The following is a 26,138-nucleotide window of genomic DNA, read 5'->3' on the forward strand; positions in this document are numbered from 1 at the left end:
CGCTTACTTACTTCTTCACCGGCTTGAGACGGAGCAGGACGACCTCCCAGTTGAGCGCGTACGGCGCCGGGTTGGCGTACGGGTCCTTCTCGGTCGGCCAGCCGGTGAACCGCGACGTGTCGGTCTGCGACCACGAGACGTTCTGCGTCACCGGGATGATCGGCACCTCCTCCAGCATGATCTGCTGCAGGCTGCCCACGATCTCCTTCTGCTTCGCCTTGTCGAGCGTGGTGTCGTACTCGCGGATCAGCTGGTCGGTCTTGTCGTCCTGCCAGCGTTCGAAGTTGGTCTCGGTGTCGGTGCCGATCGGCTCGGTCAGCTTGCTGAACAGCCAGTTGCGCAGCTCGAAGTACGGCGCCGGCCCGGAGCCCTGGTTGCCGTACGCGAGGTCGAACTGGCCCTTCAGGCGGCGGCTGTCGTACTGCGGGCCGTTGAGGTTCGACACCTGCAGGCCGACGCCACACTTCTTCGCGCCCTGCTCGATGACCTGAACCGATGCCACCCAGTCGGTGAAGCCACCGTTGTTGATCAGCTCGGGCTTGAACGGCTTGCCGTCCGGCGTGGTGAACATGCCGTCGGCGCCCTTCTTGAAACCGGCTTCGGTGAGCTTGGCCGCGGCCTTGGCGCAGTCGTACTTGTAGCCGTACTTGGCGTCGGCGGCCTCGTCACGCCAGTCCTTGAACGTGTCGACGATGCCGGTCTGGCTGGCCGGCTTCTGGTAGCCGTACATCCCCTTCTCCGACACCTTGTCGCGGTCGATGGCGTACGAGAGTCCCTGCCGGACCAGTTTGTCCTTGAGGTAGGGCTTGGTGACGTTGACGCCGATCGCGACGTTGCTCACCGCGGGGTACCAGAACTTGCGGTGCTCGGGGTCCTGCTTGACCCAGTACGTCTCGATGTTGGGTACGAACTGGCCGCCCCAGTCGCCCTTGCCCTGCGCGAGATAGCGGTTGGCGGGCTGGTTGTCGGTGAAGGCGGGGTAGAGCACCTTCTCGACGACGGGAAGCCCCTCCTGCCAGTAGTTCGCGTTCTTGACGTACGTGATCGACTGCGGACTGCACTTGTCGACCTTGTACGGGCCGGTGCCGACAGCCTCGGTCATCTTCTGCTTTACCGGATCTTTAACCGAAGCCCAGATGTGCTCGGGCTTGATCCGGGTGCTGATGACGTAACGCAGCGACGTGGTCGAGACGCGGTTGAAGTCGATGACGACCTTGTCGTCGCCCTGTGCGGTGACGCTCTTCAGCAGTCCGTCCGACCACAGCGCGGACTCGTCGATCGCCGGGAACTGCTTCATCTGGTTGAACGTGAAGGCGACGTCCTTGGCCGTGAGCGGCTTGTCGTCGGTCCAGCGCACGCCCTTGCGCATCGTCAGCGTGAGTTGCTTGTTGCCGTTGCCCCACTGGTATTCCGTTGCCAGCCAGGGCTTTTCCTCACCGGTCAAGTCGTTGATGACGTACAACGGCTCGTAGATGAGGTTCACGTCCACGCGGACGGGAGCGAACGGGTTGTAGTTGCAGGTCCACAAGGAACCCGAGGCGTTCACGATCGACAGAGTCGTCGCGGACGCGGAACCGCCGCCACCCTTCTCACCGCCACATGCCGTGGCCACCAGGCACACGCCAAGCGCTGCGACCAACGCTATTCGCGATCGTTTCATCTCGCCCTCACCTGAAAACGCCTGAAAACCGTTGCAGCTCCCAATGAGCACAGCGGACTCCACCAGTTGCGAGCCTGCCCGCCTTCAACGGGTGGCCGCAAGAGAGGTTATGTAACAACCTTGCGAAAGTAGGTGGCCAGATCCGGCCAGGGCGGCGCGGTCGGTCGGCGGCAGCGGTGAGCCTGTGAAGGTGGACAGCGTGGGCGGTGCCGGCAGGGCGGGTGGGCGGGGCGGCGTGGGTGCCACGCCGCCGCTGCTGCGCCGGCTCAACGCCCGCCTCGTCCTCGACACGTTGCGCGCGGCCGACACGATGAGCGTCGCCGAACTCGCGGCTGGCACCGCGCTGTCCCGCCCGACGGTCGACGCCGCGGTCGGCGACCTGTCGCGGCTCGGGCTGGTCTGCCCCGCCGACGGCGGCGGACAGCGCCGGGGCCGGCCGGCCCGGCGGTTCCGCTTCCGCGCGGAGGCGGCGTACGTGCTCGGTCTCGACATCCGCGTCGAGCAGGTCCACGTGGTGCTGTCGGATCTCGACGGCACGGTCGTCGCCGAGGACATCCACCCGGTCGCGCCGGACGCGTTACGCGCCGACCGGCTGCGCGCCGTCCGGACCGCCGCGGATACCGCACTCTCCGGCACCGGCCTGTCGTACGTCGACTTCCGCTGCGCCGGCGTCGCCACGCCAGGCATCGTCGACGCCGCGCAGGGCCGGGTGCGTTCGTGCCAGACCATTCCGGAGTGGTCCGATTTCGACCTGGCTGGAGAGTTGCGCCGCCTGCTCGGGTGTCACGTACTGGTTGACAACGACGCCAACCTCGGCGCCATCGGCGAGTGCTGGCGCGGTGTGGCCCGAGGCGTCGCGAGTGTGGTGTTCTTCCTTGCCGGCAAGCGTTTCGGCGCCGGGCTGGTACTCGACCAGCGGCTCGTCCGCGGCCACGGCGGCGGTGCGGGCGAGCTGGGCTTCCTGCGTTCCCGCGAAGGCGGCGACACGAGGAACGTGATCGCGACGGTTTCCCTGTTGCTGAACCCGGAACTGATCGTCGTGGGTTACGAGAGCACCACGACCGGTGAGTCTCCTGCCGACATCCTGGACGATCTGCGCCGGCAGCTCGCCCAGACCAAGATCGTTACGCCTCCACGGCTCGAACTGTCGACGCTCGGCACCGGCGTCGTCGCCCTCGGCGCGGTCCGACACGCCCTGGACGCGGTGGATGCCGCGCTGCTGGACAGCGTCGGAGATGGGCTATAGTTCGAATATACGTTCGAAACACGTTCCCCTTCCCTGCCCTCGTGTCGCGAACGCTCAAGTAACACGCGCAACTGCAACAGGAGGCAGGAAGACCCGTGGAAAGTTCGCGAGAAGTGACACCACCCAAGCCGGTGCTGATTCAGATCGATGGTCGTTGGTGGCCAGGCCGGCTTGACAAGTGGGTGCGCGAACACGACGGCTGGTACGGCCGCGCGACGCTCGACCGCACCGGGGCGACCAACTGGTACCCCGCGATCGCGCTCAGGGATGGCAGCCAGGGCTGAGGGCTGATCCAGGAGCTTGAGCTGACCCGTCGGCGCAGGCGAGTGCGTTGGTCCGGGCAGGCGTGCCTCGAAACCGGGCGCACCTGGAGGGGCCGGACATGCGGGCCTGGCCGACGGGTCAGCCGTTTCTGGGGAGCGGTGGGTCAGTCCGCGTCGTACACCGCCTTGAACGCGAAGTCGTTCAGCCGGACCGGCCTTGCCAGCGTGGCCCCGTTCGTTCCGACCATCGTGACCGCCTGGCCGGACGTCAGCGAGACGCTTCCGTTCGTTGTGAAGGCGCTGATCTCGTCGAAGTAGACGACGCCGAACCGCGCCAACGGAAAGTCCGGCTGGGTGGTGAAGTCACGGTAACGACGAGACCAGCCGTCCCACAGCGCCGCCAACCCCGGCTGTGCCTGCGGGTCGGGCCGCAGCGGCAGCCCGTGCCGCCGGAGCTCCTCCTTGGTCGCGGTCAACGGGTCGAAACCCCTTGCGGGCGGTGGATACAGGCGCACTCCACCCAGATCCCGCGTATCCCGACTGGTCATGACACTCTCCTCCCCCGCGACCTGCCTACCGTCGCGCGCGTTGCCTGGGGTCAGGGTCACGCATGCCGATGGGAAACTGCTTGGCAACCGATGGGCAGGTCCTGGGAGAACGACCTCAGGCCGTCAACGTCGGCTTCCCTGCCTCCGCGAACCGCACGGTTCCGTCCGGCAGCGCCGGCCCCGACACCTGCCAGCCACTGCCGTTCCTCCCCCGCTCGAGCTTCGACGCCGCCCGGCGCCGCCACCAGTCGGCGACGTCCTTCGGCAGGGCGTGCCAGGCCGACGGGTCGTCGGCGTAGGAGTCCAGCAGCAGCCGATACCCCTCCACCACCCGCTCATCCGTGGCGGCGTAGTCCGGGTGCGTCAGCGCCAGCGCCATTCCCCGCCGGCTGCGGATGTGTGACGCCTTCTCGATCCACACGCCGGCGTTCTCGTGCTGCAGGATCGTGAAGATCGTGTGGTCCTGCGGCAGGCTGATCGGCAGCTCCACCATGTCCTCGATGAAGAACGGCAGATAGCTGCACGACCCGCCGGGCTTCGGCTCGTGCGGCGCCGTGTCGTGGTAGGACGAGTCGTAGGAGAAGCCGAGCAGCGGCATCCACTCCCATCGGCGGTGCGTCGCCGGCGAACGGAAGCCGACCGCGCCCCAGTCCTTGGCGTACCGGTGCATCACCGGCAACCGCCGGCGAATCGTGCGCAGCGACTCCAGGTCGCGGCCGTCGTGCTTCAGGCCGTGCACGCCGACCTCGCAGCCCTCCTCCCGCAGGGCCTTGACCTCGGTGTCCTCCACCTCGTAGCGCAGCGGGACGAAGTTCCACGACGAGACCAGCGAGTGCTCGCGTTCGAGGTCCCGAAGCAGATGGCGGTGCCGCACCCCGACGTCGGTCTCGACGTCGTGGGTGAGTACGAGCGCCCAGCTCCGGCCTTCCGGCCACAGGTCCAGCCAGGGCACTGGCCGTCCCGCGAGGTCGGTGACGACGCCGAACATCCACTCGTAGAAGTCGTGCAACGCGGTCTCGATCGGCCAGGCAGGGAACGCGCTCCGGTTCTGGACCCGGGTGAACACCCGGCGCAGCGCGATCTGGAGCGGACGCGGGATCACCGGACGCAGCAGGTAGTACGTGCGCAGCAGCGTCGGGCCCAGTCGCCGCAGCAGGCCAGATCCGGACGGGGCGTTCTGATAGCCCTCGCGAAGGAACTGCTCGACAACCTCGTCCGGATCGAACGGCAGCACCACGCTGCCCCGCTTGTCCTTCCACACCGAGCCGACCCGGCGGCCGGTGTCGTCGTGGAGCTCGGCGATCGCCTTCCACTCCGCACCCCACTCGGGAAGGCGTCGCGACAGCACGTCATCGGGTACGACGCGGGCGAAGACCGGTGCTCCGTCCAGCTTGTAGAACTGTGCGACCGTTTGCGATGCGAAGGCGTTGGCCGTCGGCCAGCGCAGCACCTTCTTCTGGTTTCCCGTGCTCGACACCCGGGCGTACTGCTCGTCGTCCGCGGCCGGCATGACGTCGTACGGAATGCGGAAGTAGTCGAAGAAACCGAACGTATGCGTGGATTCGAACATACTGCTACCTCAGATTCCGCGCTTGACCGCGAGATAGGGCAGCAGCCCGAGCTCGTAGAACCACGGCAACGGGTCGCGTACGGAGAACACGGCTTCGACGTTGAAGCCGCGCCGCAGCGATCGAAGATATGAGCCGGCTCGCAACCGCTTCGCACGGATGTCGATCAGTGCGTTGGGTACGTCGGTGGCCAGCCGGATCCAGCGCACGCCCGGCCGTGCGACACCTGCCCGCACCGGCTCCCCGATCTGGTCGGAGTAGACCAGGTAAGGGAAGTCGATGCCCGCGGCCGGGCTGAGGCTGTGGTAGCCCCAGGTCCGCGCGTTGAAGTCCAGCAGCTTGAACTCACCGTCTCGCGGGTCACGCTTGTATTCCAGCTCGACCAAACCGTAGTAGCCGATCTCCCGCAGGAACTTCGCCGATGGCTCGTTCAGGTCCTCCAGGTCGACGGTCTCGACGAACGTGCTGGCCCGCCCGAAGTCGGAGGGGTGCTGGCGGGTGCGGCGCACCGTCATCGACGCGACCGCCCGGCCCGCCTTGAAGAACGCGCAGTAGGAGTACTGGCTCTCACCGCCACCGGGGATCAGCTCCTGCACGATGACCTCGCCGCTGTCACCGATGATCTGGTTGGCCTGCCGGAACCTCGCGAGCAACTCCTCCTTGGTGTCGACGCGCCAGGCCTTCGCCCGGGTGGCGTAGAAGAAGTGCTCCTTGATCGCCGGCTTGATGATGACCGGGGTGGTCAGGTCGATCTGCTCCAGGTCCGACTCCTCGGCCGGGAACCACGTGCGCGAGGTCGGCACGCCGAGTCGCTTGGCCAGCCCGTAGGTCTCGCGCTTGTCCCACGCGTAACGCGTGCAGTCCCAACGCGGCGTCGGCACGAGGAAGTGCTCGCTGAGCTCGCTCCGGTGCCGGGACAGCACACCGACGGTCTCGTCCCGGGTCGGGAACAGCACCCAGCCGTCGACCGGATAGGTGCGGCGCAGCTGCTGCAGCGCGTCGAGCGTCGGCTTCTCCTCCCGCAGGTCGGACACGCGCAAGGTGTGCTTGACGTAACGCGACAGCTTGGCGATGGAGATCTCGTCGTCGACGACGATGACGGGAACGCCCTTCCTGCCAAGGCTGCGCGCGATCCCGAGCCCTTGGTAGTCGCCGCCGAGCACGATCGCACCCGTTCGGTGCTCCGGTCGCATGGTCAGCTCTCCTTCTTTCGCGTGACCGACCGGACGATGCTGCCGGCCGCGTACCAGCCGCCCGACACGAAGCGCATGATCGGCCCGAAGCTCCAGGCCGCCGGCGCGCCGACGATGTGCAGGCCCGGCACGGACGTCTCCAGTCCCCTGCGCAGGATGGGATATCCGTTCAGCTGCTCGACCTGCTGGAGCAGATCGGGCGAGAAGAACGGGTAGCGCGTGATGTCGACCTGGTATCCGGTGCCGTAGACCACGTGGTCGACCAGCCGGCTCTCGCCGTCGTCCAGGTCGATCCGGACGTGGCCGTTGACCGGCTTGGCGGCCCGCACCTGGCGTCCGAGGCGGATCGGTATGTCCGCCAGCCGATCCACCAGCCAGGCCGCGCCTGCCGGGCGGATCGCACGGTAGGCAAGCGGTGTCTGAACGCCCCTGGGCAGCCGGCGGAACAGCTCTGGCACGGCCACCAGTCTCGACAGGCCCATCGGGCCGACGTCGGTGGGTGCGTAGACCAGCTTGGAGTACTTGCCCAGCATGCGGTGGTACTTGCCGCCGTGCAGCCAGATGAGGTTCGGCCGGCGTACGACGACCTCGACGCCCGCGCCCGCCTCACGCAGCAGCGCGGCCGACTCCAGCGCACTCTGGCCACCGCCGACGACGAGCACGCTCTTGCCGGCGTACTCGCTGAACGAGCGGTGGTCGCCCGCGTGCGTGGCCAACCGCCTTGGTGTGTTCGCGAAAACGTTCGGCCGCCTGGCGAACGGCGCGATCCCCGCCGCGACGACGACCCGGCGGGCACTCACCGGATCGCCGTCGGACATGTGCAGCAGGAAGCCGTCGTCCGCCTTCTTCTCCAGCAGGCGAACCGTGCGCCGGTCGACGTCGGGTGCGACCTTGCTCTGCACCCACTCGCCGTACGCGATGAAGCGTTCGAGCGGAACGGGCCGCTCGAACGGAACTCCTGACTCCTTGATGAACGAGTCCAGGTTGAGCTCGCCTTGGTAGTCGGCGATGCAGCTCGCGGTCCAGTTGGATCGCAGCAACATGCCTTCCGGCATCGCCCGCCAGAACGACATCGGGTCACCGATCACCCGATGGTCCACGCCGGCGCGCCGCAGATGCGCGGCAACCGCCAAACCGTAAGGACCAGCTCCAAGAATCGCAATATCTGTGGTCGCCACGCCCACTCCCGCATATCGAATTGGTTCTGACTTAAAGTCTTGTGAGCGTGATTCTGGTTACACAGACGCGCGGGGTCTCGGACGTCTTGTTTCTCAGTGCTGGATCAGCCCGCCAACGGGGACGGGGTCGACATGGCCGGTGGGCGGAACCGTCTGCGCCAAGGCGATGCCGACGTCAACCAGCGATGACCGGCGCAGCCTAGCCACATCGGGAATCGGCGTCCAGACCGACTCGGCGATCTCGCCACCGTCCGGCTCCGGCCGCAGCTCGCCGCCGACGATCCGGACCCCATAGAAGATGCCGACGTTCTGATGATCGGGTGCACCGGCAACCGCCCGCTCGGCGGCGGGAATCAGCCTCGAATCCACACCCAGCAGTCGTTCGACGACGGCGGTACAGCCGGTCTCCTCGGCAACTTCTCGCAGCACCGCGTCGTACGGGTGCTCCGCGTGGTCGACACCACCGCCGGGCAACGTCCACGCGGACGTGCCGTCCCCCGCCACATGCCGGGCAAGCAGCACCCGCCCCTCCTCGATGCACACGGCGTAGGCCGCCAATCGCAAACTCATGCTCCGAACCTTAGCGATCGGCGACGGTGGCCGCCGACTGCTTCATGTACCTGCCGCGCAAGGCGATCGGCGGCCGCGGCCAACGTGCGAAAGCACAGTGCGCCGGCCACCCACCGCCACCCCGCCAACCGCCGCCAAGACGCCGGCCACCGCCGGACGGGGACGTTCGGCGGCGGCTGGGTCGGGTCTGGCAGGCCGTTAGTTCTGGGCGTTCTCGGACTCCGAGGGACGGTCGTAGGCCGACACCGGCTGGCGGAACTGCGGCTCGTGCGCGGCCGCCGAGGTTTCCGCAGCGCCGTCCGTCGAGCTCGGGCTCGAGGTCGTGGCTGTCGCCGGCGGCGGAGGTGCCAGCAGGCTGAGCGACTCGTAGCGCAACGACCGGCGCTTGCGCTTGCCGCCCGCCGCGAAGTTGGCCACCGCTCCCAGTGGTTTCGCGTCGAAGGAGCGGAGGACGCGGACTGCCTTCGAGAGCACCGCCCGGGTGGTGTGGCGCAGGTCGACGACGATGATCGCGGAGTCGACGACGGAGGCGAACGCGGCCGCGTCGCTCGTCTCGAGCAGGGGGCCGGAGTCGACGATCACGAAGTCGGCGTTCTCCAGCAGTGCGCTCAACGTGCGTTGCAGCTTCGACGGCTCGAGCAGGTCGGCGCCGTTCTCCACCGAACGGCCCGCCGGCAGCATCCGCAGGCCCGGGATGATCGTCTCGACCAGCGCCTCGTGCGGCGCCCATCGCCCGCCCAGGACGTCGGTCAGGCCGCGCCGGGCCGGCTCGGTCCCCGTGGGATCGGCCGGTGAGTAACGCAGGTCGGCGTCGATCAGCACGACCTTCGCCCCGGACACCGCGAGCGAGATCGCGAGGTTGGTCGCGGTCGTCGTGCGACCGTCCAGCTCTTCCGGGCTGGCGATCAGCAGCGTCGCCCCACGGCCGTGAGCGGCCTGGGCCTGCAAGCGCGTGCGCAGATGCCGGAACGCTTCCGCACCCGCCGAGTCGGGCTCGCGCACCACGACAGGAAGGTCTTCGTCGACCTCGCCGCGGCGGGGACGAATCCGGGGAATGCTTGCCAGCAACGACATCCCGGAGTATTTCTCGACATCGGACGGTCCGCGCAGCCCGTCGTCGAGGCGGTCGCGGATCAGGCTGGTGCCGACCCCGAGCGCCAGCCCGGCCAGCAGGCCGACGCCGACATAGAGCCCGACAGGGCTGCCGATCGGCTTCGCCGGCAGGCCCGCCCTGGTGACCAGCGTCGCCTGCAGCGTCGGCTTGGCGGTGTTCTCCTGCGCGGCAGCATCGGCGTTGCGGTATTTGACGTAGCCCTCCGCCACGGCCTCCGCCCGGCGCTGTGCCTTGCCGGCGTCGGCGTGGGTGTAGGTGAAGACCAGCACGTTCGCGTCGGGAGTGACGGTGATCGCCAGGCCTTCGTCGAGCTCGCCCATGCCGACATCGAGCTTCTCGGCCGCCGCCTCCAGCACCACGCCGGACTGCGCGACCTGCTTCTCAGTGCCCATGTCGGGCTGCAGCGGCGTCGTGTTGGCGAACACCCGTGGCTCGACGACGACGCTGGCCGTGCTGACGTATTTCGGCGTGATCATCTGCGCGGCACCGAACGCGAACCCCGTCACGATCAACGTGACCAGGAGAATCCACGGGCCGTATCGCAGCGCCAGGCGCTTCGCGCCACCGCCACCCGACGCCGAAGGGATCAACGGGACTTGGGGATTCGTACTCATCGAGACCGCCTGTCGAGCAACTGGCCGTACACGTTGAGGTAGGCCGTTTTCTGATGGTCCCAGGCTATGGCATTTTCGACTCGATGCCTGCCGATTTCGCCCATCTGCTGACGCTTCTCCGAATCGTTAAGGAGCTCGTCCAGAAGCCGAGCGAAATCGACCACATCGCCTGGTTTGGCATAGACGCCAGCGCCATCGGCCAGCCGCCGCGTCTCGGCGACGTCGAACGCGACGAACGGAAGACCGAACGCCATGTATTCCATGGCTTTCACCGGTGACACGAACTCCTCGAGGTTGGGCTCGATGCCGATATCGGCGGTTGACAGATAGGTGAACGCGAGGTCTTCCTCGACCCACCCGGGAAACGTGACCCACTCGCCCAGACCACGCTGTTCGACCATCGTCTTCGCTTCCGGCACGAAGTCTCCCACGCCGACGAAGGTGAACGCGCAGTCCTTTCGGTCCAGTTCATGGACCAAATGGTCTATTGCCTCGATCGCGAGGTCTATCTTGTCCTGCGGCCCCATCATGCCGAGCAGGCACACGAGATGCTCGAACCCACGACGCAGTTCCGGACGCGCGGGCCGCGGCCTGGTGTGGGCGAGGACCGGCCCGTTCCCGACGATCGTGACATCCTCGTGCTCGACGCCACCGCGCGTCACCGCGAAGTCACGCAAGGATTCGTTGACGACAAGCGTACGATGCGCGACCCCGAAGCTCGCCCGCTCGAGCCGGCGAAGCGTTTGGTACACGGCCCCCTGCCCGCCGTACCGCGCCTGGTAGATCTCCGGAGACGGATCCTTCCAGTCGAAGACGACCTTCTTGCCGAGCAGCCGGAACGGCGCCGTCACGACGAAGTAGATGTCCGGCGTGCTCGACATCTGGATCACGTCGAACCCACGGGTCACGAACGCACGGGCGAGCAGCAGCGCCGCGATCAGGAGCGAGTAGGCGTACTCCCAGACGAACCCCCACTTGCTCGAGCCCTCTCGCGGCGGCTGGTAGTCCAGCACACGAACGTCCGGGACCTTCGCGTTCGAAGGGTCCCGTGGGCAGATCACCGTGACCTCGAAGCCCGCCTCCACGAGCGCCGAAGCGTGCTTCTTAAGTCGGTGATCTCGCCCCAACGGGACGTTCTCGACCATCAACAAGACTCGCGCTTTCACTTGAAGGCTCCCTCGTAGGTCCACGTTGCAGGGCGAACAGGATGAACATCGCGTCGGCCGCACCGCGGTAGGTCAGATGCGGGTCGAAGATCATGAGAACGACGTCAGCCGCGACGACGGCGAACAGCGCGGTGCCGATCACACCGTGGACGTCGAGGCCGACGTGGCTGCGCGAGTCACGCCACGACGCCTTCAGCGTGACCCAGACGAAGAAGACGTACGCCGCGAGCAGTGGCACTCCGCCCGCCCACAGCAGCCAGGTGTGCCCGCTCTCGATCCACACCCAGCCGAACTCCTCGTGCGCAGCCGGCACCCGGGCCGCCGGCTGCACGCCGAACAGCCAGTTCCAGTGCGAGAACAGGTCGGGCCAGAAGTACGTCGAGAGGTTGTGGTAGCGCACCAGCCAGCTGTCCGGGATCCCCGACGCACTCTGGAACCCCATCAGCCGGGTCTCGATCACCGGCCACAGCGCGACCCCTCCGACCAGTGCGACCGGAATCGTGTACGCCAGCAGCCGGCCGGAAGCCGTCACCAACAGCAGCGCGGCGACCGCCGCCAGCAGGCCGAGGATGCTCGAGAACTCGCCCGCCGCGCCAACGCCGAAGACACAGATCACCGCGAGCACCGCCAGCAGCTTGCGATGCCGCGCACCGCGCATGATCAGCGCGACCGCCAACGCCAGGTTGAGGATCGCGAGGTCGCCGACCGCCGCCGGAAGCGCCAGCGTCGACCCACCCCGGCCGATGCTCAACGTCCGCTCGACACCGAACGGCGCGTACAGGATGCCCAGCAGCGCTGGCACGCCGAACAGGTTCAGCGCCTGCAGGACACCGATCACACACACCAGTGCCGCGGTCCCGATCGACAGCCACAGGCTCTTGTAGACGGCGGCTTTGGACTTCACGGCGTAACGGACGATGGCGTACACGACGAGGTACTTCCACAGCACGATCGCGTGCTGGTAGTCGTCGCCGGTCACCTCCTTGCCGCGGACCATCATCGCGAGGATCGGCACGACCGAGTTGCACATGGCCAGCGCGATCAGCGACCAGTCGACCTTGTCGAGCTTGGGAACCCGCAACGAGCCCGAGCGCGCGTACAGCACCCAGTGCACGAACAGCGCGACAGCGACCAGCACGGCCACGGCCTCGTTCGGACGCAGCACAGGCACCAGCGTGCCGCGGTCGATGCCGGCGGTCAGCGGCGTGAGCACGATCAGCAGGTACGCCGCCACCTGCGGCCGGGCAACCACCCAGGCCACGATCGCGATGCCCGCCAGGCCGGCGACGGCGTAGATCGGCGAGATGCCGACGCCGACACCCGCCGCCGCACACAGCAGAAGCAGAACTGTCTTGACAACGAGGTCGGCGGCGACCTTGCGCGGCTGCAGCGGGCGACGCCGTTCCCGCTGCGGCGGCTGCGGGATGTACTTCAGCAGGCGGGACAGCTTGAGCGCGCTGAGGACCCACGACAGCTCGGGTGCGCGGAGGTACGACTGCAGCCCGAGATAGACGAAACCGCCTACCACACAGGCGATCAGCACGCCGACCAGCGACCGCGCACCGGCCGACAGGAAGTCGGGCAGCAACGCCTCGGTGCCGGTGGCAACACCCCAGGCGACCGGTGCCATCACCGCCGAGACCAGGACGATGCGCGGCAGCGCTCGTCGCAACGGCTCCGGCCCGCGGGGCAACCCGCGCAGCAACCGCCGCGCCAGGAACGCCGCGCCGGCCAGCCCGCCGAGAGACCACGCCAGCCCCAGGACGAGAAGCACCGCGGAGCCGTCCAGCAGCACCGCCGGCCAGGCCAGCGCGAGACCGATCCCGACGCGGACGAGCATCGCCCACAACGGCGTCTTGGTGTCGTTTCGCGCATAGCACGCGTACGTCGTGACCAGGAAGACCGTCTCCGCCGCGACCCCGAGCGCCAGTCCCAGCAGGGCGGCCGCCAGCAGGTCCGGTCCGCCGCCCGACCCGAAGCCGCCGAACGAGATCGCGGTCGCGAGCGAGCCCGACAGCACGCCGTACGCGACCGCCGCCGGAATCGCGAGGAACAGTGCGAACGCCAGGCCCTGCAGGTAGGTCTCCCGGAACGTCGCCTGCTCCCGCGCGCTCGTCATGCGCGACAGCCTGGGAGCCAGCGCCAGCGCGACCGGCGTCGCACCCAACGCGATCGGCAGGTAGTAGAAGTTCATCGCGAGCTGGAACGCCACCACGCCACCGGCGACAGCGCCCGCGATCAGCAACGACAGCAGCAGTTGCAGCGCCTGCACACAAGCCTGGACGAGCGACGGCCCTGCTCGCCGTACGATCGTGCGCACCTCGGGATCACGCCAGCCCGCGCGGGGACGCAGCACGACGCCCACCCGCCGGGCGCCCCACCACTGAGTGAAGGCGTGCGCGCCCACGGCACCGGACGCACCGAGCCCGAGCAACAACAACATGCCGAGCGGTGGCTCTTCGATGCCGCCGCCACCGAACAAGGCCGTGGGGTACAGCACGGCGCTCAGCACCAGCACGAGGATCATGCCGATGTTCTCGGCCGCCGGCGCGGCAGCCGCCAACGCGAACCTGCGATGGGCGTTCATCACCGCGCTCGCCGAGCCGACGACCGCGTAGAACGGCACCGCCGGCATCAGCATCAGGACGAGCAGGGCGCTGGCATGGCTCTGCCCCATGCCGAACACCGCGATCACCGCAGCGATCGGCACGGCGACCAGCAGGACGCTGACGATCATCCCGAAGAACCCGCCGGCAACGCGCGCGGCGGCGCGGCTGTCGCCGGTGTCGATGTGCTTCACCAGCGCGGGAATCAGCAGCGAGGTGAACATCGAGCCGCCGAGGAAGCCGTAGTAGACCAGGCTCGGCAGCGACGTCGTGAACTGGTAGGTGTTGGCGAAGAACGTCGCGCCCAGCACCGCCGCGACGGTCGCACCCCGGAGCACCCCCGTGACACGGCTGACAATCGTCCACACTGCGACCGTCAGCGAGTCGCTGACGGTCGCAGTGGCCTCCTCATCGGAGGTGACGGCCTCCGCCGGAGCGGTGAGGGGTTCCGCTTCCGGCGGAGGCACGCGGGGGTGAGCGCTGCTTGTGACGCTCATGCGGCTCCACGTTTCAACACCGCGGGGACGGTACGAACCAGCAGCGTGAGGTCGTAGGCGAAGCTCTGCCGTGCGACGTACTCGACGTCCAGTTCGAGGGCGTCACGCATCGACAGCTGGTTGCGTCCGCTCACCTGCCACAGGCCGGTGATCCCAGGCGGCACCTGGAACCGCAGGCACTCCGTTTCGCTGAACAGCTCGGCCTCCCAGGACAGCACCGGCCGCGGGCCGACCAGCGACATGTCACCGCGAAACACGTTCACCAGCTGGGGAAGCTCGTCGAGTGAGGTACGGCGCAACCAGTTGCCCAGTCTGGTGATCCGGGGGTCCGACTCGAGCTTGTACAGCCCACCCTCGCCACCGGTCGGAGCTTCGTCGGCGGTGAGCAGCTGGCGTACGTACGCCCGGTGCACCTCGTCGCCGGCGTCGACGTACATCGTGCGGAACTTGTACATCGTGAACGGCACGCGGTGCCGGCCGAGCCGCTCCTGCTTGAAGACGGCCGGACCCGGTGAGGTCAGCCGGACCGCGACCCAGATCACCAGCAGCAGCGGCGACAGGATCGCGAGCACGACCGAGGAGACCAGGACGTCAAGCGCGCGTTTCATTGAGAGCTCCCACCCGAGCCGCGATGTCCGGCAGCTCTTCCACCGGCCGTCGCGGTTTGGCGGGATTCCCGAACGCCACCATCCCGGCCGGAATGTCGCGGCTGACCACGGATCCGGCACCGATCAGTGCGCCCGCCCCGATCTTCACGTACGGAAGGATCGTGACGTTCACGCCGATCTGCGCCCCCTTCTCGATCGTCGGGCCGGCCATCAGCCGGGCCGAGTCCTCGTTCCCCGGGTAGAGGTCGTTGCCGATCACGACCCCGGGTGCGAGGAACACGTCGTCCTCGAGCACGGTGAACTGCGCGATGTAGCAGCCGGTGTGAATCTTCACCCGGTTGCCGATCCGGCAGCCGTAGTCGATGACCGTGTTGCTCCACACCGACACGTGGTCGCCGAGCCGGCACTCCTCGCGGATCACGACACCGTGGCCGGTTTCCAGCCGGATGCCGATCACCGACCCGTCGTACAGGACCGTTCCGGTACGCAGCCGGGCGCCCGGGCCCAGGACAAGCGGCGGTGCCGCCTGTCCCGAGCCCGCGCCACGGCCAACCGGGTAACCAATGACGACGTTGTCGTCCACGGTCCATTCGGGCGAATGGCCCGGTTTGGCATGTTGCGACATCGATTACGCCCTTCCAGCCGGCTTGGTCGCCTCCCGAAGCACGTCACACACCCGCTCGAGCTGCTCCCAGGTCATGTGCGGGAACAGCGGCAGCGAGATCAGCTCACCCGCGCTCGACTCACACACCGGCAGCGGACCGTCGGCGTAGCGTCGCAGCGGTGGCTGCTGGTGGCAGGGAACGGGATAGTGGACGCCGGTACGGATTCCCTTGTCGGCAAGGGCGTCCTGCACCCTCGCCCGATCCTGGACCCGGACCACGAACAGGTGGTAGACGTGCCTGGCGAGCGGGGAGCGCTCGACCATCTTCAGATCGCTGCCGGCGAGCCGCTTGCGGTACTCCTCCGCCAGCGCGATCCGGGCGATCGTCCAGGCTTCGTTGCTGGCAAGCTTCGCCGACAGGGCGATCGCCTGCAGCGCGTCGAGCCGGCTGTTGGTGCCCACGAGCTCGTGCTCGTAGTGCATCGACCCGCCGGCCCGGCCATGGTTGGCCAGGCAGCGGATACGGTCGGCGAGCTCCAGGTCGGAGGTCACCACCGCGCCCGCGTCACCGAACGCGCCGAGGTTCTTGCCCGGGTAGAAGCTGAAGCAACCGGCGATGCCGAACGAACCCGCCCGCCTGCCATTCCATTCGGCACCGTGCGCCTGAGCCGCGTCCTCGATCACGAGCACGCCGGCCTCGGCCGCCTTCGCGGTGAGGGCGTCCATGTCGGGCATCTGCCCGTACAGGTGGACGACCATGACCGCGGCCGTTCTCGGGCTCAGCGCGGTCTCGAACGACTCCGGCGTCAGCAGCAACGTGTCCGGGTCGACGTCGGCGAACCGCGGCGTGGCCCCGGCCCGCACGACCGCCTCGACGGTCGCGATGAACGTGTTGGCCGGAACGATGACCTCCGAGCCGGCGCCGATACCGAGCGCCTCGAGGGTCAGCTGCAGGGCGTCGGTGCCGTTGGCGACGCCGATGGCGTACTCCGTCTGGCAGTACGCCGCGAACTGCTGCTCGAAGCTCTCCACGGCCGCGCCACCGATGTAACGGCCGGCCAGCAGGGCTTCGGTGTAGTCGGTCTGGATCGAGGGCCACACCTCACGGGCCATCGCGCCCAGGTCGGTGAACGGCACACCGTCGACGGAGGCGCTCATGCGACCGCTCCGATGAGCACGCTGGGCCGCCGGTCCGACAGCTCGGCCAGATCCACCCGCCGGCCCTCGGCCAGCGAGATCTGCGCACCCTCCAGGACCTGGACGACCGCGAGCCCGCAGGCACCGTCGGTCGTGGGCTTGGTGCCCTTCTGGATGCAGTCGGCGAAGTGCCTGTCCTGAACGGCCAGGGGCTCCTGGAAGTTCACGAACGGGGAGATCACGTCACCCTGGTGGTAGACGAACCGAGCCGGCCCCGAGCCGTTCGGTGCCGAGGGCAACGCCGCCTTGTCGTGAACGCGGACCTTCTCCTCGGCCATGTCGTTGTAGACAGCCATCTTCTTCGAGCCGACGGCGGTCAGCCGGCGGACCTTGTGCGGGTCGAGCCAGCTCACGTGGATGTTCGCCGACACGCCCAGCTGGTCGTAGTGCAGGCGAAGGTACGCCACGTCCTCGTACGTCGAGTGAACGTGCCGTGACCCCCAGGCCTCGACAGCGTTCGGGCGGGCACCGAGCACGTGGTTGGCGATAGAGATGTCGTGCGGTGCCAGGTCGTAGATCACGTTGACGTCGGTCTGGTAAAGGCCGAGGTTCAGCCGGGCACTGTCCAGGTAGAACAGCGAGCCGAGCTCTTCGGACTGGATCAAGTCGCGCAGCATCCACACCGCTGCGTTGTACTCGAAAGTGTGACCCACCATCAGGACCACACCCGCCTCGTCGGCAGCCTTGACCATGGCCTCCGCGTCCGCCGTGGTGGTTGCCAACGGCTTCTCGACCAGGATGTGCTTGCCGGCGGCGATGGCCTCCAGCCCGAGGCGGGCGTGGGACGTGGGCGGCGTCGCGATAACGACCGCGTCCACATGCGGCAGCGCTGCTGTCAAGCTCAGGTGGCCTCGGCCCGCGGAGATGAACTGCGCGTACTCCGGCATGTGGCCCAGGCGCTCGTCGATCGCGTGGACCTCCGTGACACCGGGGACGGACTGGAGCACGCGAAGGTGCTTCGAGCCCCAGTAGCCAACGCCAAGGACGCCGACGCGCAGGTTGGACTGCATCAAAGACTCCCCCCTCCAGGGAAAGAACTCGCCGCTCGGCCTCGATGCGACGATGTCACGTCCGCGGCAGCCGGACGCATGAGATGAGTCGTGTGGTCGGGCCTACGGTTACACCTCAGACGGCGCAGACGAACTGTGTAACCACTCGTTGACCCCCGCGCCTAGTCCGGCATGCGCAAGCGCCTACTGACAGCTGTAGCCGTCACGGGGACTTTGGTCTCGTTCCTTTACGTCCATCCGGCTCAAGCGGATGTGACCGAAAGGACCGTGGTCACGATGACCTTTGACGACGGGCGAGCCGACAGCCTCGCCGCCGTCCAAATCCTGAACAACCACGGCATGGACGGAACCTTCTACATCAACTCCGCTTTGACCGGCACGACCGGCTACATGACGCTCTCCGAGCTGCAGAGCATGGCCGCCGCGGGACACGAGATCGGCGGACATACGGTCTCCCATCAAAGTCTGGTGGCGATTTCTCCGACCGAGGCGAACAGACAGGTCTGCACCGACCGGAATACTCTTCTCGGGTGGGGATTCGACGTCACTTCGTTCGCCTATCCATATGCCGACTTCAACAATGCGGCCGAGCAAATTGCCGAGGACTGTGGCTACAACTCGGCCCGTGTCGTCGGCGATATCTATACGCCGACGACTTGTACCGACTGCGATCTGGCCGAAACCATGCCGCCGGTCGATCCATTCGCTATTCGCACGCCGGACGAGATCACCTCGAGTTGGACGCTGGCGGATCTGCAGGATGTCGTCATTCACGCCGAAAGCACCGGCGGGTGGGTGGTTTTCAATTACCACAATGTCTGTGACGCCTGCGGACCCGACTCGGTGAGCCCGGCCATCTTCGACGACTTCCTTGCCTGGCTGGAGACTCGTGCCGAGCTCGGCACAGTCGTGAAGCCGGTCAACTACGTCGTGTCCGGCGCCGTCAAGCCCGCCGTGCCACCCATCGCACCCCCTGACCCGGGCGGTCCGGAAGTGAACATGGTGCAGAATCCCTCACTGGAGATGCCATCTCCGGCCGAGGACCTGCCGACCTGCTGGACCCAGGCGGGATATGGCACGAACACCGCGACGTTCGACCGCGTAACCGGCGCACACACCGGCACCTACGCCGGCGAGATCAACATGACGGCGCACACCTCAGGCGACGCCAAGACGCTTCCACCATTCGATCTCGGATCGTGCTCATTGCCCGTTAGTCAGGGCAAGGTCTATTCGGCCAGCACCTGGTACAAGTCCGATGCGCCGGTCTTCTTCACGTATTACAAGCGCAACGCCATCGGGCAGTGGTCGTACTGGGGGCAAAGCCCGCGTTTCGCCCCGTCCGACACCTGGACCGAAGCCCGCTGGCTCACGCCGACGGTGAGCGGCGATCTGGTCGCCGCCAGCTTCGGGCTCACGCTCGACAGCGTCGGCACACTGACGACCGACGACTACGGCTTCGCCGAATGGCCCGGGGCCGAAGCCGCTCCCCCGGGCGTCAACACGCTGAAGAACCCGTCGCTCGAGACGCTCGGCGGGGACGGCTTCCCGTTCTGCTGGACCGGCGCCGGCTACGGCGCGAACAACGTCGTCTGGACCCGGAGCGAGGACGCTTCGGCCGGAACGTACGCCCAGACGCTCGAGATCACGGCGCTGACCGACGGCGACACGAAGCTGATCCCGACGTTCGACTCGGAGAACTGCGCACCGGTCGTGAACGTGGGTGCACCGTACGCGTTCGGCGCCGACTACAAGTCGAACGCGCCGGTCTTCTACACGCTCTACCGCCAGGACACCGAAGGCAACTGGTCCTACTGGACGCAGAGCCCGACGTTCCCGGCGTCGGAGACCTACACCAGGGCGACCTGGACCTCACCTGAGGTGCCTGCCGGCACACGTGCGGTGACGTTCGGGCTCACGCTCGACAGCGTTGGCACGCTGACGACGGACAACTACACAATGGCCGACGCGTCCAGCTGATCGGGTGCGGCTGGGCGCCGCTGCCAGTCCGGTCTGCTACCTCTCCTTACCGGGACTGCAGCGCGTCGAGTGCGACGGCCATGGCGATCACGAGCCGGCGGTCCAGCGCCGGCTCGTGAATCGTCACGTCGTAGCGGTCGCGGAAGCCCCAGCGCTTCTCCACCGACATCATCGGCTTGCCGTCGAGCTGGAAGTCGAAGTGGAAGATGAACGGCACCGGGATGTCGCCGATGATCGGGATGAAGTCCCAGACGCGGCGCAGGATCGCGATCCCAGGGCTGCGCTCCTGGCCGACGATGGCGCCGATGCCGGGCTGCTCGAGGTTCCACGTCGAGCGGGTGAGCGAGGCCTTGAAAGCTTTCTGGAACAGGCCGATCGGGTTACCGCCGGGATCGGTGACGTCGTAGGTCGCGCCGAGGTCCATCACCTGCCGGGCCTTGAAGCCGAACAGCGGCTGCGACTTGTCCTGGCCGGTGTAGACAGTGACCTGCTCCTTGAACGTCATGCGCTTCTGCTCGGCGAACGCCACCACCGGGCCGTCGCCGGTGATCCGGCCGTCGGTCACCGTGGCCTCCGGTGCCGTCACGATGTAACGGTTGACCATCATCGTGAGCTTCTGCGTCACGATGAGCCGGTTCAGCGACTGCAGCTCCACGTGCTTCCTCCCGCGCCAGGGCCGATAAGTCCGCAAAGACTATCCAAGAAAGGGATCACCGGTAGCGCTCGGCGCTTCACCCACAGTGCGCGAGAACCGCTGGGTTTCGTCCCTTAAGGTTCAATAGAGGTATGCGCTTCCTCTCCAGCTCCGTGCCCCAGCATGACCTCACCTACGAGGACGTCTTCATGGTTCCCAGACGTTCGTCGGTGACGTCCCGGCTGGACGTCGACCTCGCGAGCGACGACGGAAGCGGCACGACCATCCCGGTGGTGGTCGCGAACATGACCGCGGTCGCCGGCCGGCGGATGGCCGAGACGATGGCCCGGCGTGGTGGGCTCGCAGTGCTGCCACAGGACATTCCGGTCGAGGTGGTCAACGACGTCACGCACTGGGTGAAGCGCCGCCACCTGATCTACGACACCCCGATCACGTTGTCGGGCAGCTCGACGGTCGGCGACGCCCTCAACCTGTTGCCCAAACGCGCACACGGCGCGCTCGTCGTCGTCGACGAAGCAGAACGCCCGATCGGCGTCGTCACAGAGTCCGACTGCACCGATGTCGACCGCTTCACCCAGCTCAACGCCGTGATGTCCCATTCGCTGCTGACGTTGCCCGACGGCATCGATCCGCGGTCGGCGTTCGAGCGCCTGCACGACGGCCGGCACCGGTTCGCGCCTGTTGTCGGCCCGGGCGGGCGGCTGGTGGGCATCCTCACTCGTACCGGAGCGCTGCGCGCGACGCTCTACACGCCCGCGCTCGATCCCGGAGGGCGGTTGCGGGTCGCGGCGGCGATCGGCGTCAACGGCGATGTCGCCGGGCGGGCGCAATCCCTGCTTGACGCCGGAGTCGACCTGCTCGTGATCGACACCGCACACGGCCACCAGGACAAGATGATCGCGGCGCTGAAGATCGTCCGCGGCCTCGATCCTGGGGTGCCGATCGTGGCGGGCAACGTCGTCACGGCCGATGGCGTCCGCGACCTGGTCGAGGCGGGCGCCGACATCGTGAAGGTCGGCGTCGGCCCGGGCGCGATGTGCACGACGCGGATGATGACCGGGGTCGGGCGGCCGCAGTTCTCCGCCGTGCTGGAGTGCGCGGCCGAGGCCCGCCGGCTCGGCAAGCACGCCTGGGCCGACGGCGGTGTACGCCACCCGCGGGATGTGGCGCTCGCACTGGCGGCGGGCGCGTCGAACGTGATGATCGGTTCGTGGTTCGCCGGCACCCACGAGTCGCCGGGTGACGTCGTGCGCGACAGCGACGGGCGGTTGTACAAGGAGAGCTTCGGCATGGCGTCGGCGCGCGCCGTCCAGCTGCGCACGACGGGCGACACTCCGTTCGAGCGGGCGCGGAAGGGCTTGTTCGAGGAAGGCATCTCGACGTCGCGCATGTATCTCGACCCGGAGCGTCCGGGTGTCGAGGACCTGCTCGACAGCATCGTCGCGGGACTCCGCAGCGCCTGCGCCTACGCCGGCGCCGGCGACCTCGGGCAGTTCCGCGAGTTCGCCGTCGTGGGGGTGCAGAGCGCGTCCGGCTACGCCGAAGGCAAGCCGCTCGGCCTGAGCTGGTAGGTCATTCCCCCTGCTGACTCCACGAGCCTGGCGCGCTGTCACCAGTCGAACGTGGTGCGTAGGTTCTCCGCCTTGCCTGTCTCGGACGAGCGGAACGCGCACTCGATGATGTCGATGACGTGCCTGGCGTGCTCCGCGGTCACCGGCGACGGCTTGTCCTCGCGTACCCAGTCGACCAGTTGCATCACGTCCTCGAAGACGTGCGGCTCCATCAGCTCGCGATGCACGCCGACGGTGTGCGGCAGGATCGTCTTCTGCGCCACGAAACTGTTCGGCCCGGCGTTGTGTACGTAGTCGGAGCCGGGGAACTCGAACGGCTCGCCGTTGAGCAGCAGGCCGTCGATCACGCCGCTCGTACCGAAGTAACGGACACCGCCGACCTCGCTGGTGGGCAGACCGCTCGGCGTGCCGTAGATGACCGCGTACCGGCTGTCGCCGAAGTCGACGATGCCGATGGTGTTGTCGTCGGCGGTCGCCTCGACCTCGGTGCCCTGGAACTCACGGCGCTGCACTGCCTGGCCGGAGAATCCCGTGACGCGCTTGGCCGGGCCGAGCACGCTGGTCAGCTTGTGCAGGGCGTAGACCGTCATGTCGTACATCGGGCCGCCGCCGGGCTTCTTGAAGTACCAGCTCGGATCGATCGGACGACCGCCGGGCGCGGTGAGCCGGTCGGACTCGCGTTCGTGGTAGTGCCCGAACGCGGCGCCGCACAGCGCCCAGGCCAGCCGGCCGATCGTGCCCTCGGCGATGAGCTGCCGCACGCGCTGAACCTGCGGCAGCAGGACCTCACCCGGCGAGGCGACGATGTGAACGCCGGCCTGCTCGGCCGCCTCGATCAGCGCGTCCGCCTCGTCGACGGTGGTCGTCATCGTCTTGTTGAAGTGAACGTGCTTGCCGGCCCGGATCGCCTTCAGCCCTTGCTCATAATGCAACCCGATCGGCGTCGCGATCGTCACGGCGTCGATGTCACCGTCGGCGAGCAGCTCGTCGAGGTCGGCGTAGCTCTTCGGCACGTTGTACTGCTCGGCCGTCGCCTGCGCACGTTCGATCACCGGATCGCAGACCGCCCGAACCCGCACGCGATCGTGCACGTCTTCCTGCGCCAGATGGGCGAGCACCCGGAGCCCGAGCGCGCCCACGCCGACAATGCCAAGCCGTACAACGTCCATACCCTGTTGCCTCCTGCCGTTTTGTCACTGGCGAACCCGGACAGTGTCGCCTCCCATCCGGCCGGATGCCGCCATCCGGCCGGAGGTGGCCACGGCGGGCCTCCATGGGTACGCCTCGGCCATCTACAAAGGTTGGTCGTCAGGTTCAGTCGAGCCGGACGACGGGTGTGAGCAGGGTGAGCAGCACACTGTCGAGCGCGTCGAGGGCGCAGCCGAGGCGGGTGGCCAGCTCGTCGCAGGTCGGGAAGCTCGTCAGCGCTGCCACCACCGCCGTCGCGTGGTTGGCGTCGGACGGCTCGGGCAGGCGGCCTTCGGCAGCCACGGGCTCCACGAACAACGCGATCTGCTCACGCCGCCAGGACTCTCGGGCCTCCACGACGCTACTCGCTTCGGAGTCGACGGCGGCCAGGCTGAGCAGGCGCCGGAACACCTCCGGATCCGTGCTCCAGAAACGGCAGAGCTCGGATATCAGCGCGCGAAACGCCGTGGTGGGTGGCGAGAGCGCGGCGGCCCGTTCCACAGCCGCGACTACGCCCGACCGGGTCGCCAGGTCCTCGGCTATCGCGTCGAGCAGGCCCAGTTTCGAGCCGAACTGCCGGTAGATGGTCATGCGGGTCACACCGGCGTCCGCGGCGACGCTTTCCAGGCTCAGCCGGTGATAGCCGATCTCGACGAGGTGCCGGCGGGCGGCGTCGAGAATGCTGCTCCTGTTGCGCAGCACGCCTTTCGCTCGCAGTCCTGGTGGGTGGTCCACGCAGTCGATGATACAGCTTGTATCTCGCGATACACGTTGTATCATCAAATCCATGAGTCAACTCGTGGCCCTCGTGACCGGCGCCAACAAAGGGATCGGGAAAGAGACCTCGCGGCAACTCGCACGGCACGGCATGACCGTGCTGGCCGGAAGCCGCGACCTCGAACGAGGCGAGGCCGCGGCCCGGGACCTGGCCGCTGACGGCGCCGTGGTCACGCCGCTCCAGCTCGATGTCACCGATCCGGGCAACCTGCAAGTCGTCGCCGAACGGATCGACCGCGAGTACGGCCGGCTGGACGTCCTGGTCAACAACGCCGGCACAGTCGACGGCGGGCCGGCGACCGGGCTCACGGCCGAGCAGGCTCGTCACGTCTTCGGCGTCAACGTGCTCGGCGTGATAGCGGTGATCCACACGATGCTCCCGCTGCTCAGAGCCGCCGAGAAACCCCGGATCGTCAACGTGTCCAGCACGACCGCCTCGTTCGCCCTCACCAGTGCGGGAACCGACTTCGGCGGCGACGCCGGCAGCCGGCTGGCCTACACCGCGTCGAAGGCCGCGCTGAACATGCTCACCGTCCAGTACGCACGCGCCTTCGCCGGCGACGCCGGCCTGGCCCACCTCCGGATCAACTCCGCCACGCCCGGCTACACCGCCACCGACCTCAACCAGCACCAGGGAGCCCGCACTGTCGGTCAGGGCGCGCGGATCATCGTCGACCTCGCCACCCAGGAGTACGGACCCACCGGCGGATTCTTCAACGACCAGGGCGACGTGCCGTGGTGACTACGACCGTCCCAGCGACGCGGTCGGGTGCGACGCACGGGCAGGTGCGTTTGACCGGGGATTGTTAACATGGACAGCGAGTCGTGGCCGCCGAGGGAGAGGGAGATCCGGATGCCGGACCAACTCATCCCGACGGTGACGTGGAGGATCGGTGGCGGCGCACCGGCGCCGAACCGCCTGGTGCGCCTGTCGATCGGCACGAACGGCTACATCAGTACGTGGGGCGCGGTCCTGAGCGCCTGCCCACCGAGCGGTTGCTGAGTTCTCCGGCTACCCGGAGACACGAAGACACGCCCACCGCCCGACGGCCGCCGAGATCGGGCCACCCCTCGTACCCCCTGGAGACGTCCCTCATGTCTGTGCGCCATCGGCTGGTTGTGTCCCTGCGTTCGGATGCCGTCGGCGGAGCGCTGCTGATCGGCTCGGCTGTCGTGGCGCTGGTCCTGGCGAACTCGCCACTGTCCGGCACCTACGAAGCCCTACGTTCCTTCACTTTCGGGCCTGCCGTCCTGCACCTGAACCTGTCGGTGCAGACGTGGGCGGCCGACGGTCTGCTGGCGGTGTTCTTCTTCATCGTCGGCAACGAACTCAAACAAGAGCTGGTCCACGGCGAGCTACGCGATCCACGCCGAGCCGCTCTGCCGATCGCAGCCGCCATCGGCGGCGTCGCCGTACCCGCGCTGGTCTTCCTCGTCATCAACCTCGGCGCTCCCGGAGAGGCGGCCGCCGGATGGGGCATCCCGATGGCGACCGACATCGCCTTCGCGCTGGCGGTCCTCGCGGTCGCGGGCCGGAACCTGCCGAGTCCGCTACGCACGTTCCTGCTCACGCTGGCCACCGTGGACGACATGTGCGCGGTCGTCGTCATCGCGGTCGCCTACACCGACGGCCTGCACCTCGTCCCGCTCGCCCTCGCCGCGGCAGGCCTCGCGCTGTTCGGCTACCTGCAGAACGGCACCGGCCGGCTCGCCATCACCGTCCGGGCGAAGCTGCCCGCCTGGCTGGCGTACGGCCCGCTCGCCGTGACGATCTGGGCGCTGGCGCACGCCTCCGGAATCCACGCCACCGTCGCCGGCGTCGCCATGGGCCTGCTCATGCGGACCCGGGCCGGCGGCAACGAGACCACCTCGCCGTCCCACCGCGCCGAGGAAGCACTCCGGCCGATCTCCGCCGGTGTCGTACTCCCGGTCTTCGCGCTGTTGTCGGCCGGGATCAGCCTGAACGGTGCGGGCGGGATCTGGACCAGCACCGTCACCTGGGGCGTGCTCGCCGGACTGATGGCCGGCAAGGTGATCGGCATCCTCGGCGTCTCCTGGGCAACCACCCGTTTCACCAGCGCCCACCTCAACCCTCGGCTCGCCTGGGCCGACATCGCGGCCGTCGGCGTCCTCGGATCGATCGGCTTCACCGTCTCCCTGCTCATCGCCGAGCTCTCCTACACCAGCCCGACCCATCTCACCTACGCCAAAGGCGCCATCCTGCTCGCCTCCACCGCGGCCGCGGTCCTTGCGGCGCTCCTCCTCAGACACCGCGGCCGAAGCCGTCTACCCAACCGGACAACGGCCGCGGCCGCGTGAGGCCGA

At 67.9% G+C, this 26,138-nt stretch carries 23 protein-coding genes; 7 read left to right on the forward strand and 16 right to left on the reverse strand.

Features of this window, described 5'->3' with window-relative positions:
* Positions 1–7 precede the first annotated feature (7 nt).
* Positions 8–1,546, reverse strand: coding sequence for an ABC transporter substrate-binding protein (locus ACYVF6_RS14975; RefSeq protein WP_460521435.1), 1,539 nt, complete (start codon positions 1,544–1,546; stop codon positions 8–10).
* Between the two features lie 304 nt (positions 1,547–1,850).
* Between ACYVF6_RS14975 and ACYVF6_RS14980 the strand changes: the two genes are divergently transcribed.
* Positions 1,851–2,906: an ROK family protein gene (locus ACYVF6_RS14980; protein WP_460521437.1), complete on the forward strand. Its 1,056-nt coding sequence runs from the start codon at positions 1,851–1,853 to the stop codon at positions 2,904–2,906.
* A gap of 95 nt (positions 2,907–3,001) precedes the next feature.
* Complete coding sequence (locus tag ACYVF6_RS14985; RefSeq protein WP_460521439.1) at positions 3,002–3,190, forward strand: hypothetical protein; 189 nt, start codon at positions 3,002–3,004, stop codon at positions 3,188–3,190.
* Between the two features lie 143 nt (positions 3,191–3,333).
* Here ACYVF6_RS14985 and ACYVF6_RS14990 read toward each other — a convergent pair whose 3' ends face one another.
* From ACYVF6_RS14990 to ACYVF6_RS15045, 12 genes are all read right to left on the reverse strand, one after another.
* Complete coding sequence (locus ACYVF6_RS14990) at positions 3,334–3,717, reverse strand: hypothetical protein (RefSeq protein WP_460521441.1); 384 nt, start codon at positions 3,715–3,717, stop codon at positions 3,334–3,336.
* A 115-nt stretch (positions 3,718–3,832) separates the two neighbouring features.
* Entirely contained in the window at positions 3,833–5,287 is a 1,455-nt protein-coding gene (locus ACYVF6_RS14995; protein ID WP_460521443.1) for a polysaccharide deacetylase family protein, read from the reverse strand.
* Between the two features lie 9 nt (positions 5,288–5,296).
* A complete protein-coding gene (locus ACYVF6_RS15000) occupies positions 5,297–6,478 on the reverse strand; it encodes a carboxylate--amine ligase (protein ID WP_460521444.1) in 1,182 nt (393 codons plus the stop codon).
* A 2-nt stretch (positions 6,479–6,480) separates the two neighbouring features.
* Positions 6,481–7,662, reverse strand: coding sequence for an FAD-dependent oxidoreductase (locus ACYVF6_RS15005; protein ID WP_460521446.1), 1,182 nt, complete (start codon positions 7,660–7,662; stop codon positions 6,481–6,483).
* A gap of 87 nt (positions 7,663–7,749) precedes the next feature.
* Entirely contained in the window at positions 7,750–8,226 is a 477-nt protein-coding gene (locus ACYVF6_RS15010; RefSeq protein WP_460521449.1) for an NUDIX hydrolase, read from the reverse strand.
* Positions 8,227–8,424: 198 nt separating this feature from the next.
* Entirely contained in the window at positions 8,425–9,954 is a 1,530-nt protein-coding gene (locus ACYVF6_RS15015) for a tyrosine-protein kinase domain-containing protein (protein ID WP_460521451.1), read from the reverse strand.
* Positions 9,951–11,099 (reverse strand): glycosyltransferase family 4 protein, encoded by a 1,149-nt coding sequence (locus tag ACYVF6_RS15020; RefSeq protein ID WP_460521648.1) that lies wholly within the window; start codon positions 11,097–11,099, stop codon positions 9,951–9,953. The genes ACYVF6_RS15015 and ACYVF6_RS15020 overlap by 4 nt, the downstream gene beginning before the upstream one ends.
* On the reverse strand, positions 11,059–14,223 hold the full coding sequence (gene murJ, locus ACYVF6_RS15025; RefSeq protein WP_460521453.1) for a murein biosynthesis integral membrane protein MurJ: 3,165 nt from the start codon (positions 14,221–14,223) through the stop codon (positions 11,059–11,061). Before murJ ends, ACYVF6_RS15020 begins: the two co-directional genes overlap by 41 nt.
* Positions 14,220–14,831: a sugar transferase gene (locus ACYVF6_RS15030; RefSeq protein WP_460521455.1), complete on the reverse strand. Its 612-nt coding sequence runs from the start codon at positions 14,829–14,831 to the stop codon at positions 14,220–14,222. Before ACYVF6_RS15030 ends, murJ begins: the two co-directional genes overlap by 4 nt.
* A complete protein-coding gene (locus tag ACYVF6_RS15035; RefSeq protein WP_460521457.1) occupies positions 14,815–15,456 on the reverse strand; it encodes an acyltransferase in 642 nt (213 codons plus the stop codon). Before ACYVF6_RS15035 ends, ACYVF6_RS15030 begins: the two co-directional genes overlap by 17 nt.
* A 3-nt stretch (positions 15,457–15,459) precedes the next feature.
* A complete protein-coding gene (locus ACYVF6_RS15040) occupies positions 15,460–16,593 on the reverse strand; it encodes a DegT/DnrJ/EryC1/StrS family aminotransferase (protein ID WP_460521459.1) in 1,134 nt (377 codons plus the stop codon).
* Complete coding sequence (locus ACYVF6_RS15045; RefSeq protein ID WP_460521461.1) at positions 16,590–17,642, reverse strand: Gfo/Idh/MocA family protein; 1,053 nt, start codon at positions 17,640–17,642, stop codon at positions 16,590–16,592. The genes ACYVF6_RS15040 and ACYVF6_RS15045 overlap by 4 nt, the downstream gene beginning before the upstream one ends.
* A 171-nt stretch (positions 17,643–17,813) precedes the next feature.
* Here ACYVF6_RS15045 and ACYVF6_RS15050 point away from each other — a divergent pair, with 171 nt between their 5' ends.
* Positions 17,814–19,622 carry a polysaccharide deacetylase family protein gene (locus ACYVF6_RS15050; protein ID WP_460521463.1) on the forward strand — a complete coding sequence of 603 codons (1,809 nt, stop codon included), beginning with the start codon at positions 17,814–17,816 and terminating at the stop codon, positions 19,620–19,622.
* A gap of 46 nt (positions 19,623–19,668) precedes the next feature.
* On the opposite strand, the gene ACYVF6_RS15055 is transcribed toward ACYVF6_RS15050, so the two are convergent.
* Entirely contained in the window at positions 19,669–20,277 is a 609-nt protein-coding gene (locus tag ACYVF6_RS15055) for an LURP-one-related/scramblase family protein (protein ID WP_460521465.1), read from the reverse strand.
* 131 nt (positions 20,278–20,408) lie between these two features.
* On the opposite strand from ACYVF6_RS15055, the gene ACYVF6_RS15060 reads away from it, so the two are divergent.
* Positions 20,409–21,848, forward strand: coding sequence for a GuaB1 family IMP dehydrogenase-related protein (locus ACYVF6_RS15060; protein ID WP_460521467.1), 1,440 nt, complete (start codon positions 20,409–20,411; stop codon positions 21,846–21,848).
* Positions 21,849–21,886: 38 nt separating this feature from the next.
* Here the strand turns inward: ACYVF6_RS15060 and ACYVF6_RS15065 are convergent, their stop codons facing one another.
* Both ACYVF6_RS15065 and ACYVF6_RS15070 read right to left on the reverse strand, forming a co-directional pair.
* The gene (locus tag ACYVF6_RS15065; RefSeq protein WP_460521469.1) at positions 21,887–23,017 is read right to left on the reverse strand and encodes a Gfo/Idh/MocA family protein; all 1,131 of its coding nucleotides are present in this window, start codon (positions 23,015–23,017) and stop codon (positions 21,887–21,889) included.
* A 145-nt stretch (positions 23,018–23,162) separates the two neighbouring features.
* The gene (locus tag ACYVF6_RS15070; RefSeq protein ID WP_460521471.1) at positions 23,163–23,771 is read right to left on the reverse strand and encodes a TetR/AcrR family transcriptional regulator; all 609 of its coding nucleotides are present in this window, start codon (positions 23,769–23,771) and stop codon (positions 23,163–23,165) included.
* A gap of 52 nt (positions 23,772–23,823) precedes the next feature.
* On the opposite strand from ACYVF6_RS15070, the gene ACYVF6_RS15075 reads away from it, so the two are divergent.
* The 3 genes from ACYVF6_RS15075 (at position 23,824) to nhaA (ending at position 26,132) form a co-directional block, all read left to right on the forward strand.
* A complete protein-coding gene (locus ACYVF6_RS15075) occupies positions 23,824–24,555 on the forward strand; it encodes a Rossmann-fold NAD(P)-binding domain-containing protein (RefSeq protein WP_460521473.1) in 732 nt (243 codons plus the stop codon).
* Between the two features lie 111 nt (positions 24,556–24,666).
* Positions 24,667–24,816, forward strand: a complete 150-nt coding sequence (locus ACYVF6_RS15080) for a hypothetical protein (protein ID WP_460521475.1) — start codon at positions 24,667–24,669, stop codon at positions 24,814–24,816.
* A gap of 92 nt (positions 24,817–24,908) precedes the next feature.
* Positions 24,909–26,132 (forward strand): Na+/H+ antiporter NhaA, encoded by a 1,224-nt coding sequence (gene nhaA, locus ACYVF6_RS15085; RefSeq protein WP_460521477.1) that lies wholly within the window; start codon positions 24,909–24,911, stop codon positions 26,130–26,132.
* Positions 26,133–26,138 lie beyond the last annotated feature (6 nt).

The sequence above is a fragment of the Flindersiella endophytica genome (assembly GCF_054779015.1).